This is a genomic window from Acidovorax sp. LjRoot204 (assembly GCF_056175785.1).
The window spans coordinates 1-17275 of sequence record NZ_JBGFFF010000101.1 but is presented as its reverse complement, the minus strand read 5'-3'; the positions used below and the strand labels follow the sequence as shown (position 1 = coordinate 17275).

Annotated in this window: 19 protein-coding genes; 9 read left to right on the top strand and 10 right to left on the bottom strand. The window is 61.0% G+C overall.

All coding sequences use genetic code 11. The annotated features are described in order from the left end of the window. The 8 genes from lepB to nagZ all read left to right on the top strand — a co-directional run. Positions 1-310, top strand: a 310-nt coding sequence (lepB, locus tag AC04MI_RS17000) for a signal peptidase I (protein WP_476498223.1), incomplete at its 5' end; no start/stop codon positions are given. 37 nt (positions 311-347) lie between these two features. After that, complete coding sequence (locus tag AC04MI_RS16995; protein ID WP_436078016.1) at positions 348-710, top strand: DUF4845 domain-containing protein; 363 nt, start codon at positions 348-350, stop codon at positions 708-710. Then, positions 711-1394, top strand: a complete 684-nt coding sequence (gene rnc, locus AC04MI_RS16990) for a ribonuclease III (RefSeq protein WP_436078015.1) — start codon at positions 711-713, stop codon at positions 1392-1394. Beyond that, positions 1391-2395, top strand: coding sequence for a GTPase Era (era, locus tag AC04MI_RS16985; protein ID WP_056061381.1), 1005 nt, complete (start codon positions 1391-1393; stop codon positions 2393-2395). Before rnc ends, era begins: the two co-directional genes overlap by 4 nt. 91 nt (positions 2396-2486) lie before the next feature. Continuing rightward, positions 2487-3251: a DNA repair protein RecO gene (recO, locus tag AC04MI_RS16980; RefSeq protein ID WP_056061385.1), complete on the top strand. Its 765-nt coding sequence runs from the start codon at positions 2487-2489 to the stop codon at positions 3249-3251. Further along, positions 3248-4030, top strand: coding sequence for a pyridoxine 5'-phosphate synthase (locus tag AC04MI_RS16975; RefSeq protein WP_436078014.1), 783 nt, complete (start codon positions 3248-3250; stop codon positions 4028-4030). Before recO ends, AC04MI_RS16975 begins: the two co-directional genes overlap by 4 nt. Before the next feature lie 58 nt (positions 4031-4088). Then, positions 4089-4496: a holo-ACP synthase gene (acpS, locus tag AC04MI_RS16970; RefSeq protein ID WP_436078013.1), complete on the top strand. Its 408-nt coding sequence runs from the start codon at positions 4089-4091 to the stop codon at positions 4494-4496. A gap of 63 nt (positions 4497-4559) precedes the next feature. Further along, positions 4560-5651, top strand: a complete 1092-nt coding sequence (nagZ, locus tag AC04MI_RS16965) for a beta-N-acetylhexosaminidase (protein ID WP_436078012.1) — start codon at positions 4560-4562, stop codon at positions 5649-5651. Between the two features lie 60 nt (positions 5652-5711). Here the strand turns inward: nagZ and AC04MI_RS16960 are convergent, their stop codons facing one another. From AC04MI_RS16960 to AC04MI_RS16915, 10 genes are all read right to left on the bottom strand, one after another. Then, positions 5712-6371 (bottom strand): mechanosensitive ion channel family protein, encoded by a 660-nt coding sequence (locus AC04MI_RS16960; RefSeq protein ID WP_260666782.1) that lies wholly within the window; start codon positions 6369-6371, stop codon positions 5712-5714. 62 nt (positions 6372-6433) lie between these two features. After that, positions 6434-7468 carry a GGDEF domain-containing response regulator gene (locus tag AC04MI_RS16955; protein ID WP_436078011.1) on the bottom strand — a complete coding sequence of 345 codons (1035 nt, stop codon included), beginning with the start codon at positions 7466-7468 and terminating at the stop codon, positions 6434-6436. Positions 7469-7540: 72 nt separating this feature from the next. Further along, on the bottom strand, positions 7541-9085 hold the full coding sequence (gene lysS, locus AC04MI_RS16950) for a lysine--tRNA ligase (RefSeq protein ID WP_436078010.1): 1545 nt from the start codon (positions 9083-9085) through the stop codon (positions 7541-7543). Positions 9086-9296: 211 nt separating this feature from the next. Then, the gene (locus AC04MI_RS16945; RefSeq protein ID WP_436078009.1) at positions 9297-9857 is read right to left on the bottom strand and encodes a sugar transferase; all 561 of its coding nucleotides are present in this window, start codon (positions 9855-9857) and stop codon (positions 9297-9299) included. Next, entirely contained in the window at positions 9854-10741 is an 888-nt protein-coding gene (locus AC04MI_RS16940; protein WP_436078008.1) for an NAD-dependent epimerase/dehydratase family protein, read from the bottom strand. The genes AC04MI_RS16945 and AC04MI_RS16940 overlap by 4 nt, the downstream gene beginning before the upstream one ends. Positions 10742-10881: 140 nt before the next feature. Then, on the bottom strand, positions 10882-11637 hold the full coding sequence (locus AC04MI_RS16935) for a glycosyltransferase family 2 protein (protein ID WP_436078007.1): 756 nt from the start codon (positions 11635-11637) through the stop codon (positions 10882-10884). Positions 11638-11687: 50 nt separating this feature from the next. After that, positions 11688-12443, bottom strand: coding sequence for a class I SAM-dependent methyltransferase (locus tag AC04MI_RS16930; RefSeq protein ID WP_436078006.1), 756 nt, complete (start codon positions 12441-12443; stop codon positions 11688-11690). 6 nt (positions 12444-12449) lie between these two features. Then, complete coding sequence (locus tag AC04MI_RS16925) at positions 12450-13676, bottom strand: lipopolysaccharide biosynthesis protein (protein ID WP_436078005.1); 1227 nt, start codon at positions 13674-13676, stop codon at positions 12450-12452. Between the two features lie 87 nt (positions 13677-13763). Continuing rightward, positions 13764-14702, bottom strand: coding sequence for a phytanoyl-CoA dioxygenase family protein (locus AC04MI_RS16920; RefSeq protein ID WP_436078004.1), 939 nt, complete (start codon positions 14700-14702; stop codon positions 13764-13766). 25 nt (positions 14703-14727) lie between these two features. After that, positions 14728-16335: a glycosyltransferase family protein gene (locus tag AC04MI_RS16915; RefSeq protein WP_436078003.1), complete on the bottom strand. Its 1608-nt coding sequence runs from the start codon at positions 16333-16335 to the stop codon at positions 14728-14730. An 87-nt stretch (positions 16336-16422) separates the two neighbouring features. Here AC04MI_RS16915 and pseB point away from each other — a divergent pair. Continuing rightward, on the top strand, positions 16423-17275 hold an 853-nt coding region (gene pseB / locus AC04MI_RS16910; protein WP_476498222.1), incomplete at its 3' end, for a UDP-N-acetylglucosamine 4,6-dehydratase (inverting).

Sequence of the window (17275 nt, the reverse complement as noted above, 5' to 3'; positions counted from 1 at the left end):
CTCCATGCGTTACTTCAAGCAGTTTGAAGAGCAACTGGGTGATCAGCCGCACCGGTTGCTGAACAATCCCGATGTGCCCGCTTTTGTACAAGGCGCCAGCAATTTTGCTTATCGCGAAAACTGCCGCTACAGTGTAGAAGGTGTCACTTGCAAGGTGCCGGAGGGGCACTATTTCATGATGGGCGACAACCGCGACAACTCGCTCGATTCCCGTTACTGGGGGTTTGTGCCCGAGGGCAACATCGTGGGCAAGGCCTTTTTTGTCTGGATGAATTTCGGTAATCTCAAGCGCATCGGCTCGTTCCATTGAGTGCGGGCGCTTGCCAATAACATTGAGGGGGTCATTGATGAAGACATATCGCACTGCAAGCCGCTCAAGCCAACGCGGGCTCTCGTTTTTCGGGCTGATTTTTATAGGCCTGATTGCTGTGGCTGTGTTCGCTGTTGGCGGGCAATCTTTGCCGATTTTTCTGGAGTTCAATTCAGCGAAAAAGGCGATTGAAAAGGCTAAAGTGGAGAGTACAGTTCCGGGTGTGCGTGATGCATTCGATCGAGCAGCAGCAATTGATGACATTACGTCCATTACTGGTAAAGATTTGGATGTGACGAAGCGCGGCGACAAGGTGGTAGTGTCGTTCAAGTACTCGCGCGAGATTCCTCTGGCGGGCCCAGCCTATCTGGTCTACCGCTTTGAAGCGCAGACCAACTAGGTGCAGCCCGGTCTTTTAACTCTGCAGGATCGCCTGCAGCATGTGTTTGCCGATCCTTCGCTGCTCCAGCGTGCCACCACACACCGCAGTTTCTCTGCGGACCATAACGAGCGGCTTGAATTTCTCGGCGACTCGGTTTTGAACCTGGCGGTGGCCAGCCTTCTGTACCAGCGTTTGTCTGCCTTGCCCGAGGGGGACTTGTCGCGGGTGCGGGCCAATCTGGTCAAGCAGGACACGTTGCACCAGTTGGCGGTGCGACTCAAAGTCTCAGAGGTACTGCGCCTCGGAGAGGGTGAGGCGAAATCAGGGGGGCAGCAGCGCCCCTCCATCCTAGCGGACGCGTTGGAGGCCCTGATTGGGGCGGTGTATCTGGATGCCGGCTACACCAGCGCAGAAGCGCTGGTGCACCGTCTTTTCCAGGGCGTGGAGATCAACCCGCAGATGCAGGCAGCATCCAAGGACGCCAAAACCGCGTTGCAGGAGTGGCTCCAGGGCCGCAAAATGAGGCTGCCGCAGTACAAGGTGGTCGCGACGGTGGGTGCGGCCCACCGCCAGACCTTTGACGTCGAGTGCGATATTCCTGAACTGGGCCTGACCGAGCGTGGCATCGGCGGTTCCCGCAGGGCAGGCGAGCAAGCCGCCGCCGCGGCCATGCTGGCCACATTGAAAGCAAAGAATTTATGAATGACGCTACCAAAGATGTAGCTGCTGACCAGGGTGCTGAAAGCGCCCCGGTGCAAAACGATCTGGAAGCCATGCTGGCTGCTGCAGGGGCTCCGGCGGCTGTGCCCGGCCAACGCTGTGGTGTGATCGCCATTGTTGGCAAGCCCAACGTGGGCAAGTCCACCTTGCTCAATGCCCTGGTGGGGCAAAAGATCAGCATCACCTCGCGCAAGGCGCAGACCACGCGCCACCGCATCACAGGCATTCGCACCCTGGACCAGACGCAGTTCATTTTTGTGGACACCCCTGGCTTCCAGACCCGGCACGCCACCGCACTCAACAAGTCGCTGAACAAGACTGTGATGGGCGCGATTGGCGACGTGGACCTGATCCTTTTTGTGGTGGAAGCCGGCAACTTCACGCTGGCGGATGCCAAGGTGCTTTCGCTGTTCAAGCCGGGCATTCCCACGCTGCTGGTGGCCAACAAGCTGGACATGGTGCACCGCCGTGCCGAGCTGGCCCCCTGGCTCAAGAGCATGCAGGAGCGCCATCCGTTTGCCGAGTTCGTGCCCATGTCGGCCAAGAACAAGGGCGACATCGAGCGTTTGTTTGGCATCTGCGCCAAATACCTGCCCGAGCAGGCTTGGTGGTATGGCGAGGATGAACTGACCGACCGCAGCGAGAAGTTCCTGGCCTCTGAAACCGTGCGCGAGAAGCTGTTTCGCTTCACGGGCGACGAACTGCCTTACACCTCGACCGTGGTCATCGACAAATTCGATGAGGAAAAGAGCAAGCAGCACAAACGCCTGGTCAAGATTGCCGCCACCATCGTGGTGGAGCGTGACAACCACAAGATGATGGTCATTGGCGACAAGGGCGAGCGCCTGAAGCGCATTGGGACCGAGGCCCGCCAGGAGCTGGAAAAGCTCATGGACGCCAAGGTGTTCCTGGAGCTGTGGGTCAAGGTCCGCTCCGGCTGGGCCGATGACGAAGCCCGGGTCCGCTCCTTCGGCTACGAATAACCCCGAAAGCTGACTTCCCCGTCTTCCTGCGCGCACACCCCGCAGCAGGCGTCACGGGCGATCCCTCCGTACCATTCATCCCCGCAGCACCGTGGCCGTAGCCAAGCGCATTTCTGATGAACCTGCGTTCGTGCTGCACAGCTACGACTGGAGCGAATCCAGCCTGATCCTGGAAGTCTTCTGCCGCCAGCAAGGGCGGACCGCACTCGTGGCCAAAGGGGCCAAGAAGCCCAGCTCCAACTTCCGCCCGGTGCTGCTGCCGCTGCAGCCCTTGCTGGTGACCTACACGCTCACGGGCGATGGCCATGCGGACATCCACACGCTTAAGGGCGCCGAATGGGTGGGGGGGCATGTGATGCCCACGGGAGATGCCTTGCTGTCGGGCATGTACCTCAATGAACTGCTGCTGCGCCTGCTGGCGAGGGCAGACCCGCACCCGGCGTTGTTTGATGCCTATGCAGGAGTGGTGCGCGTGCTGGCCAGTGAGCATGGCGATGCGCTCGAGGCGGTGCTGCGCAGTTTTGAGCTGCTGCTCCTGCGCGAGATCGGCCTCTTGCCGGGACTGGACGTGCAGACCATGACCTTCGCCCCCCTGGAGCCGGGCACCCGCTACACCCTGGTGCCCGAAGGCGGCTTGCGTGCCGCGTCGGCCGCGGACCGCGCAGGCCTGCTGGGCAGCCAGTGGCGGGCCCTGCAGCATGGCCTGGATGACGTGGCCAGCTACACCGCCACCTTGCGCGCATGTGCCCCCGTGGCGACCGAACTCAAGCCGCAGCTGCGTGCCCTGCTGCAATACCATTGCGGCAGCCCGACGCTGCGCACCCGCCAGCTCATGATTGATTTGCAGGCCCTATGAATCCATCTTCTCACTCTCCCCAGCGCACCGCCTTGTCCGTCAACGTCAACAAGGTGGCCTTGGTGCGCAACACGCGACACCTGGGCATTCCCAGCGTCACCCGCGCGGCCGAGTTGTGCCTGCAAGCGGGTGCGCAGGGCATCACGGTGCACCCCCGGCCCGACGAACGCCACATTCGCGGCCAGGACGTGCATGAGCTGGCAACCCTGATGAAGGCCTGGCCCGACCGCGAATACAACATCGAGGGCAACCCGTCGCAGAACCTGATGGACTTCATTCGCCAGGTGCGCCCCCAGCAGGCGACTTTTGTGCCCGACAGCGAGGACCAGTTCACCAGCGACCACGGCTGGAGCTTTCCGCAAGATGCCGAGCGCCTGGCGCCCCTGGTGGCCGAATGCAAGGCACTGGGTGTGCGCGTGAGCCTCTTCATGGACCCGGTCCCTGAGCAAATGGCTGCGGCCAAGGCCGTGGGAGCCGACCGGGTGGAGCTGTACACCGAGCCCTATGCCGCCGCCTGGGGCTCGGCACAGCAGGCGGCCGAGCTCAAACGCTATGCCGCAGCCTCCCAGGCTGCGCTGGATGTCGGATTGGGCGTCAACGCTGGCCATGACCTCAACCGGGACAACCTTGCGGCTTTTGTGCGCGAAGTGCCGGGCGTTCTGGAGGTCTCGATTGGCCATGCGCTGATTGCCGATGCGCTGGAGCTGGGCTACGCCGCAACCGTGCAGGCGTACCTGGACTGCATTGCACAGGGCTTCGTGGGCGATGGAAATTCCTGATTTGATAGCTGCAGAGGCATGCTCCACTAGCGCTTCTAGCCATTTTGATTGAAATTTCATGATCTACGGCATCGGCACCGACATCTGCGACGTGCGCCGCATCGCGGCCAGCCTCGCGCGCCACGGCGACCGCTTTGCTGAAAAGGTGCTGGCCGAGGGCGAACTGGCCACCTGGCGTGAACGCAGCGTGCGCTGGCCCGACCGGGGTTTGCGCTACCTGGCCACCCGGTTCTCGGCCAAGGAGGCTTTCAGCAAGGCGATCGGTCTGGGCATGCGCATGCCGATGACCTGGCGCCACTGCGAGGTCGCCAAGCTACGCAGCGGTCAGCCTGTCATCGTGCTACACGGCGCGCTCAAGGAATGGTTTGAGGCCCAGGGCTTGCAGGCGCACCTGAGCGTGACCGACGAAACCGACTACGCCGCCAGCTTCTGTGTGGTAGAAAAAATCCAAACCAAATTACCTTGAAGCGCATGATTCATATGCGCCGATAGTTATCAATTGAGTAGCAATTGACCCTTGAAACGTCCCATGACTGAACACGCACCCCTGATCCTCGACGTCGCTGGCACCACCCTCAATGCCGATGACCGCCGCCGCCTGGCGCACCCACTCACGGGTGGTGTCATCCTGTTTGCCCGCAACTGGGAAAACCGCGCACAGCTGCTGCAGCTCACCAGCAGCATCAAGGCCGTGCGCGACGACCTGTTGATCTGTGTGGACCACGAAGGCGGCCGCGTGCAGCGCTTTCGCACCGATGGTTTCACCCACCTGCCGCCCATGCGCGCGCTGGGAGAGATGTGGATGGATGACGGCAAGGGCGCCAAGGCTGTGCCCGGCAGCGGCGCCCTGCGCGCCACCAATGCGGCCACGGCGGCGGGTTATGTGCTGGGCACCGAATTGCGCGCCTGCGGTGTGGACTTCAGCTTCACGCCCGTGCTCGACCTGGATTGGGGCGAAAGCGGAGTGATTGGAGACCGGTCCTTCCACCGCGACCCCCGTGTGGTGGCGCTGCTGGCCAAGAGCCTCATGCACGGCCTGCTGCAGGCGGGCATGGCCAACTGCGGCAAACACTTCCCTGGCCACGGCTTTGTCAAGGCGGACTCGCACACCGAGGTACCCGTAGACAAGCGCAGCCTCAAGGCCATCCTGGCCGACGATGCGGCGCCTTACCCCTGGCTCAGCAGCACCCTCACCAGTGTGATGCCGGCCCATGTGATCTACCCCAAGGTGGACAGCCGTCCCGCCGGTTTCTCGAAGCGTTGGCTGCAAGACATCCTGCGCCGTCAGATGCGTTTTGACGGCGCGATCTTCAGCGACGACCTCAGCATGGAAGGGGCCCGCCGCCTGGACGGCCAGGTGGTCAGCTACACCGATGCCGCCGTGGCGGCGTTGGAAGCGGGTTGCGACTTGGTGCTGCTGTGCAACCAGAGCGTGGGCGATGGCAAGGCGGTGGACGAACTCATCACGGGCCTCGACAACGCCCGCAACCAGGGGCGCTGGCAGCCCAGTGTGGACAGCGAATCCCGCCGCCTGGCGCTGCTGCCCGAAACCCTGCCGCAAGCCTGGGATGAACTGATGTACCAGCCTGCCTACCTGCAGGCGCTGGACCTGTTGCCCTGACCTGCGTGTGGTGGTGTGTCCGGTACGGCGCCACCCCTTGCGGTGCCGCGCGGTTACCCACTAGGGCGTGTTGAAGGGCCCTGGCGTCACAGGTGTCGGTGCGGCCGGTGAGGCATTGGCTACCGCATCCGCAGTGGCCGCAGGCGGGGCAGGGGGCGGCGGTACCCCCTGAAACCTGCGTACCACGCGCTGGAACACCAGCGCATTCGGAATCTGCAGCCAGGCCGTGTGACCGGTGGCTGCGCCGTGGTCTTCCAGCGTGGTGTAAAGCAGGTTGATGTCCACCACGCGTCCCTTGGCGCCAGGCTTCTCTGCGGTGTCCAGCACCTCGATGTAGTCGCCGATCTTGAAGGGCCGCACGGTGAAGATCAGCAGCGCACAAAACAGGTTGGACAGCACGCTCCAGGCAGCGAAGAACGCGACGGCACCCACGGTGGCAAAACCGGTGAAGGCGGTCCAGAGCACCGTGGCCGACACCCCCATGCGCTCCAGCACCAGTAGCGCGGCGCTGGCAATGATGAGCCAGCGGATCAGGCCGTTGATGGGCACCAGCAGTTCATTGGGCAACTGGTAGTGGGCGCTGGCACGGCGCACCAGGCGCCTCAGTGTGCGCTGCAATAGCCAGGCGACAAACAGAATCAGCAGGATCTGCGAGCCAGGAATGATGACCTCAAGCCAGTCCTGCATCCACTCGGGCAGTCGGGTTTTCAGAACTTGCATGCGGGAGACGGCGGTACGGGCGTTGCGTTCGGTCGCGTCGAAAGAGAAGAAGTGGAAGAAACTCAATTGCGCAATTGCTCCACGGTGTCCATTTGCATTTCAAAACTGAAGAAGCGGTTGCGGCCCTGGGCCTTGGCGGCATAGAGCGCCTGGTCGGCCCGCATGATCATGCTCTCGGCGTTGGTGCTGTCGTCGGGCACGCAGGTCGTGATGCCACCCGACAGGGTCAGTGTGTCGCCCAGTGGGGAGTCTGCGTGTGCAATGGCGCGCACCTTGAGCAGCTGCCCCAGGGCGCGTGCAAAAGTCATGGCGCCGGAGCGGGGCGTGTTGGGCAGGATGAGTGCGAACTCTTCCCCCCCGTAGCGCGAGGCCACGTCCCGGGGGCGCACACAGACCTCGCGCAACAGGCGGCCCACCTCTTTCAGGCAGGCGTCTCCTTGCACATGGCCGCTGGCGTCGTTGAAAAGCTTGAAGTGGTCCAGATCGCACAGCATCAGCGTGAGCGGCGTGCCGTCGCGTCGCGCGGCCAGGATCTCGTTGTGCAGGATGCGGTCAAACCCGCGGCGGTTGACGAGGCCCGTGAGCGCATCGATTTCCACCATCTCGTTAAGCCGCTGATTGGCGACATGCAACTCGGCCGACATCGACACCAGCCGTCGGCGCATGTCCAGCAACCGCCGCATGGCGCGCAGCTTGGCCATCAGCACGATGGGCTTGACGGGTTTGACCAGGTAGTCGTCGCCCCCCACCTCAATGCCGCGCCACACATCCAGTTCGTTGTCCAGGCCCGACAGGAAGATGATGGGCGTCCAGTCCCCCGCCTCGCTCTCACGCATCTGCTGCGCCACCCAGTAGCCATCCTGGCCTGGCAGCTTGATGTCCAGCAGCACCAGATCGGGCCGGTGGGTCTTGAACAGATGCAGCGCAGCCTGGCCCTCGGGTGCCTCGAAGATGTCTGACACCCCCGCCCGCCGCAGTTCGGCCACCAGCGCCGCGCGCACGGACCCCTGGTCTTCGACCACCAGTACCGAAAAAGCATTGCCCGAAGGCAGGGGCTCGTTGGCAGGGTAGGGCGCGTTGCTGGAGCTGAAGGGCACGGTATGTCTCCTTGGTGCCTGTGGACCGGTGGGGGCGGCGGCCAATGACCGCCGGCCAGCATCAATCAGGCCTCAGGACTCGCGGCGCAGCGCAGGGAACAGAATCACGTCGCGAATGCTGGGGCTGTCAGTCAGCAGCATCATGAGGCGGTCAATACCAATACCGCAACCCCCCGTGGGTGGCATGCCGTACTCCAGTGCGCGCACGAAGTCGTGGTCGTAGAACATGGCTTCGTCGTCGCCACTGTCTTTGGCGGCCACCTGGGCATGGAAGCGTGCGGCCTGGTCTTCGGCGTCGTTCAGCTCGCTGAAGCCGTTGCCGAACTCGCGGCCGGTGATGTACAGCTCAAAGCGCTCGGTCACCTCGGGGCGGGTGTCGTTGGCACGTGCCAGGGGCGAAATTTCGGTGGGGTGTTCCATGATGAAGGTGGGCTGCCACAGCTTGTCTTCCACCGTTTCTTCAAAGTACAACACCTGCAGGCTGGCCAGCGTGCGGGTCGAGAGCTTGTCCTTCTCTTCGGTCATGCCCAGCTTCTTCAATGCACTGATGAGCCAGGCGGCATCGTCCACATGGGCACCGGCCTCGGTGTACTGGAAGATGGCTTCACGGATGGTCAGGCGGGCAAACGGCTGGGTCAGGTCCACCGCGCGGCCCTGGTAGGTCATCTGCAGCGAGCCCGTGGCCTTGAGCGCCACTTCACGGATCAGCGTCTCGGTGAAGTCCATCAGGTCCAGGTAGTTCCAGTACGCCGCGTAGAACTCCATCATGGTGAACTCGGGGTTGTGGCGCACCGAGATACCTTCGTTGCGGTAGCTGCGGTTGATTTCGAACACGCGCTCGAAGCCGCCCACGATCAGGCGCTTCAGGTACAGCTCGGGCGCGATGCGCAGGTACATCTCCTGCTCCAAAGCATTGTGGTGCGTCACGAACGGCTTGGCATTGGCGCCGCCCGGGATGGGGTGCAGCATGGGCGTTTCGACTTCTAGGAAGCCGTGGCTCACCATGAACTCGCGCAGGCCGCTCACGGCCTTGCTGCGGGCCACGAAGCGCTTGCGGGCCTGCTCATCGGTGATCAGGTCCACATAGCGCTGGCGGTACTTCTGCTCCTGGTCGGCCATGCCGTGGAACTTGTCGGGCAGCGGGCGCAGGCTCTTGGTCAGCAGGCGCAGGCTGGTCACCTTGACCGACAGCTCGCCGGTCTTGGTCTTCATCAGCAAGCCTTCGGCACCCACGATGTCGCCCAGATCCCAGTGCTTGAAGGCCGCGTAGGCTTCCTCGCCCAGCGCGTCGCGCGTCACGTACAGCTGGATATGGCCGCCCGTGTCGCCCAGCGAGCCGTCCTGCACCGTGGCGAAACTGGCCTTGCCCATCACGCGCTTGAGCATCATGCGGCCGGCCACGCTCACCGTGGCGGGGTTGGCTTCCAGGGCCTCGGCCTCAACTAGTCTGTAGGCGGCGTGCAGTTCGGCGGCCTTGTTCGCCGGCTTGAAGTTGTTGGGAAACGCCACGCCGCCGCCCTGGGCCTGTACATCGCGCAGGGCGCGCAGCTTTTCGCGGCGCTCGGCCATGAGCTTGTTGTCGTCCGGGGGCGCTGGTGGGGTGTTCTGTTCAGACATAGGTGCTGCTATCAATGCGCTGCGCGCGTGGTGCGTCGTGAAAAAGGGGCTGCCGGGACGGTCCACGGCGGCGAACCTACCATTTTATCGGCTTGGAGCGGGCTGGCCTGCTTTTCGGTGTGCGGCCCTTGTTTCTAGGTGGCGATCCGTGGAGTCAGTGAGTGGGGAGAACGATAGAGGACGCCGGATCGGTCGAAAGCAGGTCCCCCTCCTAGTGAGATACGCCATCGCGGCGTAGCACCTGGAGTGCGGTCAGGGCGATGACATAGAAATCCAGCCGCATGGACCGATGCGCGAGATAGTGTGTGTCCAACGCGACTTTCTCGGCCACGGAAATCTCGTCCCGCCCATGGATCTGCGCCCACCCCGTCAGGCCCGGACGCAGCAAATGTACGCCGGCACTGGTACGTGCCTCAATCAAGTCCTGTTGATTGAACAGGGCAGGGCGCGGGCCCACAAAACTCATTTCGCCACGCAGGATGCTCCACAGCTGAGGCAGCTCGTCCAGGCTGGTCTTGCGAAGAAACGAACCTGTCCGGGTCAACCAGCGGGATGGATCCTCCAGCAGATGTGTCGCCACTACCGGCGTGTCCACCCGCATGCTCCGGAACTTGGGCATGCTGAACAACCTGTTGCCACGGCCCACGCGCTGAGACCAATACAGCGCCGGGCCGGGGGAGCTCGCACGAATAGCGATTGCCAAGAACATGAGTGGGATGGCAAGCACTGCCAGAAGCGCCAGGACGAGTACCAGGTCAAAGCTACGTTTCATAAAGCGCTCTCCCGCGACGCTCGTTCGATTCCGGCCAGCGCGGAGGTTTGGGGGCGCCAACCGAGAACTCCTTGCAATTTGGCGGTGTCCACCACCAAGTCCCCATACAGGCTGGTCACTGTTCGCGCAGCACCCATTGCGGCAGCAGCGCGCAAGACAAATCTTGGCAGTGTGAAAAGGCGCACGTGCCGATCCAGACCGCGTGCCATGGCTTCCACCAACTGTTGTGTGCTTATCGTCTGAACGTCTGCCGCAAGAAATAGCTCGCCGACAGCCGCTGGATGGGAAAGGCACAGCGTAAGCACGTCCAGCAGATTGTCCAACGCCAAAAAATTGCGCTGGTTCGCTGTTCCTTTCAGGGGCAGCGGCCATCCAGAATGCACCAAGCCTAACAGGCGGGAGAAATTGCCCGGGGCTCCTGGGCCATAGACCATCGACGGTCTCACCAGCGTGTATGCAAGCCCCGAGTCTTTCACAATCTGTTCGCAGTGCATCTTGCTGAGTGCATAAGGTTCTAGGGGGATTGGCAAGTCAGACTCCCTGAACGGCGTGCCGCGAGTAGCGTTGCCATTGACACCGATCGAACTCAAATACACCAGATGGGAGACTTCGACCCGCCGTGCCGCTTGGCAGACAGCGTGCGTGATTTCCTGGTTGATATTGAAATCGCCGGCTCGTCCCCTCTGGTGGGCGCGCGCTGCCAAGTGCACTACTGCATGTGCTCCGTCCAGCCTGCGCGCAAGATCGTCGATATCGGTGTAGATTACCCCATCGCGCCGCGCGAGGCAGACGGTAGCATGGCCCATGGCTGCAAGGTGGTCGGCCAGGGCTCGGCCGATGAAACCGTTGGCGCCTGTGATGGCGACGCGAAGTGGTCCTGTCATGTCCGCGAAATTATTGCTCAGGCTTCAGCCGAACGAAGCCGGTCTCCGTTCCCTGCTCGGAAGCCGCAGGGTGGACGGGCTGGTTGCTGGTGCTGACAATTGAGTTCGCCGGCGGCGAAAATCCTGCGTCGACCACGGGCTCAGAACTTCCGGTACTTCATCAACGCCCGGCCTGCATAACTCAGGAAGTACCATGACGCGGCAACGCGGCCCAATTGCTCCGTGGTTCGGTAAATCTTCCAGACTTCCCCGGCCGAGCGTCGTTTATTGCGAGAGACCGACTTGGGCATCACCCGATAGCGCATGAGATCTTCATTGAGTCCGTGCGCTGTCAATCCTCGTTTGAGAATGCCAAGCCAGCATACGAAATCGTCGTAGTAGACCTGCTCCATGCGTAGGGAGCCCGTTTGGTTGCGGTCGATGAGTACCGTGGACGTTGCGATGGCGGTGTTGCCCAGCAACTGGCGGTAGGTCAGTTGGGATGGAACCTGAATGTACTGGCCGGTGCGATGTCCATGGGCATCAATGCGCCGGTAGCCGGTGTAGACAAGGGCTGCACGCTGGCGTTGGGCGAAAGCAATCGACTGGGTCAATTTTTCAGGAAGCCATAGATCATCACTGTCCAAAAAGGCGATCCAGCGTCCCACCGCAGCGGACAGTGCGAAATTGCGAGCGGCGGCAGGCCCTGAGTTGGTCGGCAAGGTGATCAGCCGTATGCGGGAGTCTTTGCTGGCCCACTCGCTAATTACGGCGCGAGTACCGTCAGGCGAGCAATCATCGGCTATCAGCAACTCCCAATGCGGATACGTCTGCGCAAGTACCGAAGCTATCGTTGCAGGAAGGCTGGAGGCAGCTTTGTAGGCTGGCGTAATGATCGAAACAAGGTCGTCATGCATCGCTATCCCGTTTTCATAGACGGTTGTCTCAGATCCAGTCGCCCGGTCGGTCACTTGCGCACTGAAAAAATAACGCACAGTGCGCCCACGCTGCCAAAAGCATCCGGCGCTACGACGTGCTGGCAATAGACGTGGTCCACCGCCGAACCGAAGAAAGCCAAGATCTGTTCACAGGAACCAATGCGCTGTTTGGCTCCCGGTAGGTAGCCCACCTCGGCGATCACCTGCTCCTGACTTTGCGGACTGTATTCGACCCCAACCGCGATGATGCCCCCCGGCCGCGTGATCCGGAGCATCTCGCTAGCGGCCTTGGTAGGCTCTTCACTATACGCCAGCACCCATCCCATGACGACCGCATCAAAATGGCTGTCTGCATACGGTGTGCTATGCATGTCTCCGAGTTGGATTTTTGGCGAATAGGAAATCAGGTCGAGTCCGTAGATGTGGGGCCAGGCAAACCCGTGCGCGGCCAGGTTCATCAACTCGCCTTCCGTTCTTGGTCCCACCGACAAGACGCGCGCATCGACTGGCAAGGCCTCGATTACCGACAAGGGGCGAACCAGCAAATGGGAGCGGTTTACTGCCAGATCGCTGAGGCCTTTGAGGTTGTGTGCGATGGTGTTGTCGGCCACTGCCGCGTCCATCGCGCCATCGGCTGCCATGGTCCTGAGGCGCTTCAGCACCTTCACAAACCAAAAGAACCGTATTGCGACGACTCCGTAGCGAAAGAGATCGACAAGAAGTATTTGGTCCAGTGTATGGCATGCAAGTCCTTTGTACCGGCGTATCTGGCTTGGATTGGGCATGGGAAATCAAACGTTGATGTGCGTTTTCTCGGCAACAGTGCTGGGCTGGCGCACCAGGTGCCAAGCCATTGTGGCGCTGGCCAGATAGTGACCGACGGCAAGCAGGGCGGCGAGCATACCGTATGCCCACAGATCCGAAAGGTCCTCGGGTGTAAGAACTATCCATATGGACGCTCCTGCCGCGAGGACGAGGCAATCAAGGGCAAGCAGTCGCATCTCGTGGCCAGAGATCATCAAAAAGCTGGACCAGAAATCGGAAACACGCAATACGGCAACTCCAAAAAAAATCACCAAAATTCCGGTTGCGGCACGGTAGCTGGGAAACCAGTGTTCGATGATCTGGGCGAAGATGATGAGGCTGGGCACGCCCATGAGGATCGACCCTGCCAAGGTGGCAATCGAGATCCGGGCGGACAGGCGAAAGGTGGGGCGCATCCCGGAATTCGCGAAACGGCGCGACAGCATCGGGTAGATCGATGCGTTGATCATGCTCTGAATTGTCTGGGCCATGGTCAGGACAATGGCGGCAAACGAATACAGCGCAAATCGTTCGGGCGCGAGCGATTCGGCTGCGGCCCAGCGATCAACATTGAGATGAAGGAACCCTACCATGGACACCAGAAAAAGGACGAAAGCTGTGCGCCAGGGTAGTTTTCCCAGTCGCCGCACGGCGATCAGGGCAACAGAGGCAATCGACACTCTGGCCTCTCGAACATTTCGCGCCAGCGTTGCATATGACATCACGAGCGACACGCAAGCTTCTGCAAGCAAAACCCACAAGGCAGAACCGGTTTGGCTTGCCACCATGAGGCCGGCGCACAAAACGCATGACGCACGCCAGAAATTCTGGAATGCGTAGCGCAAGGGGTCACCGCGGCTTCGGCTTTCCACCGTGACGAGAAGAAAGACCTGCTGAGAAAGGCCATGGACAAGGCCGACGGACAGGGCCATCGGTGTCAGTCCTGCTACTGACGCAACAAAACCACTTGCCAACATGCTGATACTTGCGCATGCCAGCGCTACGGCCAGGCATTGCACTAAAAGGATCAACGCGGCTTTGGAACGCTGGCGCATCAGCATCACAGGCATGCTGCGCTGCAGCATGGACTGCAGTCCCAAGCAGCCCAGCATGCAGAACGTGCCGGAAACCAGCAGGCCTGCGCTGTAAGTTCCGAATCCCGCGACATCGAGAATTCGTGCCATTGCGAAGATGCGAAGCATCATCAACGCCATGGCGGTTCCCAACCAAGGGACGTACCACAGCTGCGTTGCTCGCCGCGCATTCAAGAGCTCCCGCAGCCCAGTCATCGGGACGCAGGCTCAGATTGGCAGAAGTGACAGTTGGTCCGCATCGCGCCTGTCATGCATCGCTCCATAGTCGTATAGCGCAAATTGGATCTGAAGCAGCAGGCGCGGTGATCGTGAAGGAGTCCTCCCCTTGTGGATGCACAGGGTATTTTCCGCAAATCCGGTGCCGGCCGGACCACAAATTTCGTGGATCGAGAAGGCAGGGTAGGTCTCCTGAATCTCCTGGTCACTGTAACGACGGATGATCCATCGGTCTGCGAGGCTTCGTGCAGGTGGGCTGCGGTGTGAACCCAGGACGCATACATGGGCCCCATCGCCTGGCGCTACATCCGTTAAGTAAAAGAAAAACTTGAAGAAACGAAAATCGTCGACGTCCCTGTGGAACAAATGGGCGTGACGGTTGCGGTCCTCTTCCGAAGCGTCGACCGGGAAGGTCCACCAAAGGTTTACCCCCACCAGGGTGGGGGGGGAGTCGAGATAACGGCCTGCGATCCAGTGCAGCAGAGGGTCATGCGTCAATTGGGCAATCGCGGGGCACTCCTGGGTCGCATTGAAGTACTGCGCTACAAGGATGGGTTTGCCCAATTTGTGCTCTGCTTTTTCTCGCTGCACGAGCTGGAAACCCTTGGCAGGATCGCGGTCAGCGTAGCAAGGGGTCTGCTCCGCATGCCGGAGGATGGCTGCAACCATGTCTGGGGGAAGCTGCAAACCGAATGCCGCGCCCTGATCTCTCAGGTCTATCACGAAGGTATCCCGATCAACCTTCTTGAAAACAGTGTGATCGATACGTGCCTCGCAGGCACGCAGCATCCGGCGCAGGCGTGAAGCATGAAGCATGCGACGTCCTGCAGTAACGGTGCTCCTGACTATCTGAAAACGCGCGGCTCCGCGCATCAGCGTGTATCCGGGCATTTCAGACAGGCCGCGAACGAGTGTCTTGAGCAATGGCATGGTTCAGGGGAAAGTAAGGGCGTGGTTAGCGGTCGCCGACCGGCATCCATCCCCGGATGGTATCGATCGGACGAAACATCCAGCGGCGCCGGACTGCCTGCACAGGCTCTCTTTGGGTCGAAGGGGGGATGGGTGTTAAAGCCTCCCAATCGCGACGGGCAATGGTGTCAAGCACCTCGTTTTCTGCTCCTTCATCAGCCGCGAATGTTGCGTCGTCCGTCTCCAGCTGACCTGAGAGTAGAAGCCGTGTCAGGCGCGCGGGATCTGCGCCGGCCACATACCGGTACCGGCTGCTCGACTCGGCGCGGACAAAACCGGCGTACTGCGCGACACGGCGTGCCATCGTGTAGCCGAAGCGCAGCGACTTGCGGCTGATGTCCTGGCTCAACTTGGCTTGTGTTGCTGGATCAAGATTGGCGTGAAGCGTGGCTTGCTCCAGCGCTTGAGGGGTCGTTGCGTCAGTGCGCTGTCCGGCGCGCTGGTACATCGAAGGCGCTGTCGCAATCACCTGTTTGCCGAGGACGCCGGCTTCGAAGGCAGCGCTTCCGCTGGCGAGAACCACGGCATCTGACTGCCCAATCAGTCCCATGGTGCTGGCCTTGTCGGCGCTGGGGATCACATGGATGCCACGTGTCTGGGCCCACTCTGTGTAGTAGCTCTCGGCCAGTCTGCCGTCTGCCTTGCCGATGCGCTCGCCCCAATTAGGGTGGCAGCGCAGCACCACGTCAGCAGCCTTCAGGCCGAAGTGCTCCATCACTGCGTCGTATGCAGCGAGAGGATCTTTCCAATCACTTTGCCAATCTGGATGTCCCCATATTTCGTTGCGACTGCCTGGCAGCAGCAGCACGCGTCGCATTGCGCCGGTAGAAGGCCAGCCCGTGTGCTCGGCGTCGGCGTTGTAGGCCCTCCATTCTGTTTGATTGCGGCCAGTAAGACGCGCAGCAACGTAGCCTGCCGCTTGGTGCGCCTGGGTCTTCGTCAGCGGGAAGTGGCTCCAGCAATCAACCAACGTGTCCACGGCATGCAGGCCCAGGCAGTTTTCCTCCGGTAGCAGCTGCAGGCCGTCGCCGAACCAAGTGCGCTCGACGCTGACCACTCGGATACCGCTGTCGCGTGCTGCCTCAAAAATGGCACGCGTTGCATCCATCCTGGCATTGAACACGCAGACCGCATCGAGCTTCTCGTTCGCAATCCAGTTACGGGTGGCGCGATAGGCGAGCTCGACCGAAAGATCGAGGCGCCTGGAGATTTCATGAAATGCGGGGCTTGCGAAGTCGCTATCCGACTCGAAACGCCCGAGCGTGCCTGCGCTGGACAGGGCCCAGTCCTTTGCGCGCGCCGGTAGCGACAGTGCGGGCTCCTGTAGTTCGCCAATGGAAGACACTCCAGTCGGAGCATAGGAACGCAGGCCGCCGGTTCGGCAGATCAGGCATTCTTGCCAGTCAGGCCGCACGTCGCGCAACTCACGCGTATAGCAGTGTGGAAGATCTGCATCGCAGGTTAAAAAGGCGCAGGAATGGCCATCTTTCCTCGCAAGGGTTGCGAGGTACTGCAGGTGTTCGACGTGCGGCCGCCAGGCATACACGCTGGCAAAGCCGATGCGCAAAGGCGTCGGGGGAATGGGGCGACTCATCGCGAACGTGGTGCGTGTAGGGGCGGGGATGCGTGGTTATCGTGCAAAATAGCTTCATTCTCCGATGTCGGACTTGGTTTAAAGCGTATGTTGAGCAACTCCACAATCTTGGTCACTGGCGGATCAGGCTCATTTGGCAATACCTTCGTGTCGATGACGCTCGCACGTTTCAGTCCAAAGAAGATTATTGTCTACTCGCGCGATGAGATGAAGCAGTGGGAGATGGCTAAGTTGTTCCAAGGGGACGATCGGGTGCGTTTCTTCATTGGCGATGTGCGCGACCGCGAGCGCATGTACCGGGCATTGGACGGCGTGGACTATGTCGTGCACGCGGCGGCCACCAAGATCGTTCCCACGGCCGAATACAACCCGTTCGAGTGCGTCAAGACCAACGTCAACGGTGCGATGAATGTCATCGACGCATGCATTGATAAAAAGGTCCGGGCGGTGGTGGCATTGTCCACGGACAAAGCCAGCAGTCCGGTCAACCTGTACGGAGCGACCAAACTGGCCTCCGACAAATTGTTTGTCGCCGGAAATTCCTACGCCGGTTCCTCGGGCTGCAAATTTTCGGTCGTTCGCTATGGCAATGTGATGGGCTCGCGTGGCTCGGTCATCCCGTTCTTTCTGACTCAGAAGGGGAAGGGGGTGCTACCGATCACCGACGCGCGTATGACACGTTTCATGATAACTCTTGAGCAAGGTGTGGAGTTGGTCTGGCATGCGTTTGAAGACATGGAAGGTGGAGAGATCTACGTCAAGAAGATCCCCTCGATGATGGTGACTGACATAGCCAGGGCCGTCGACTTCGATGCGCGGCATGAGATCGTTGGCATCCGCCCCGGTGAGAAATTGCACGAACAGATGATCAGTCCCGAGGACTCGTATTACACCTACGAGTATCCAAACCACTTCAAAATCCTCCCAGCCATCCATAGCT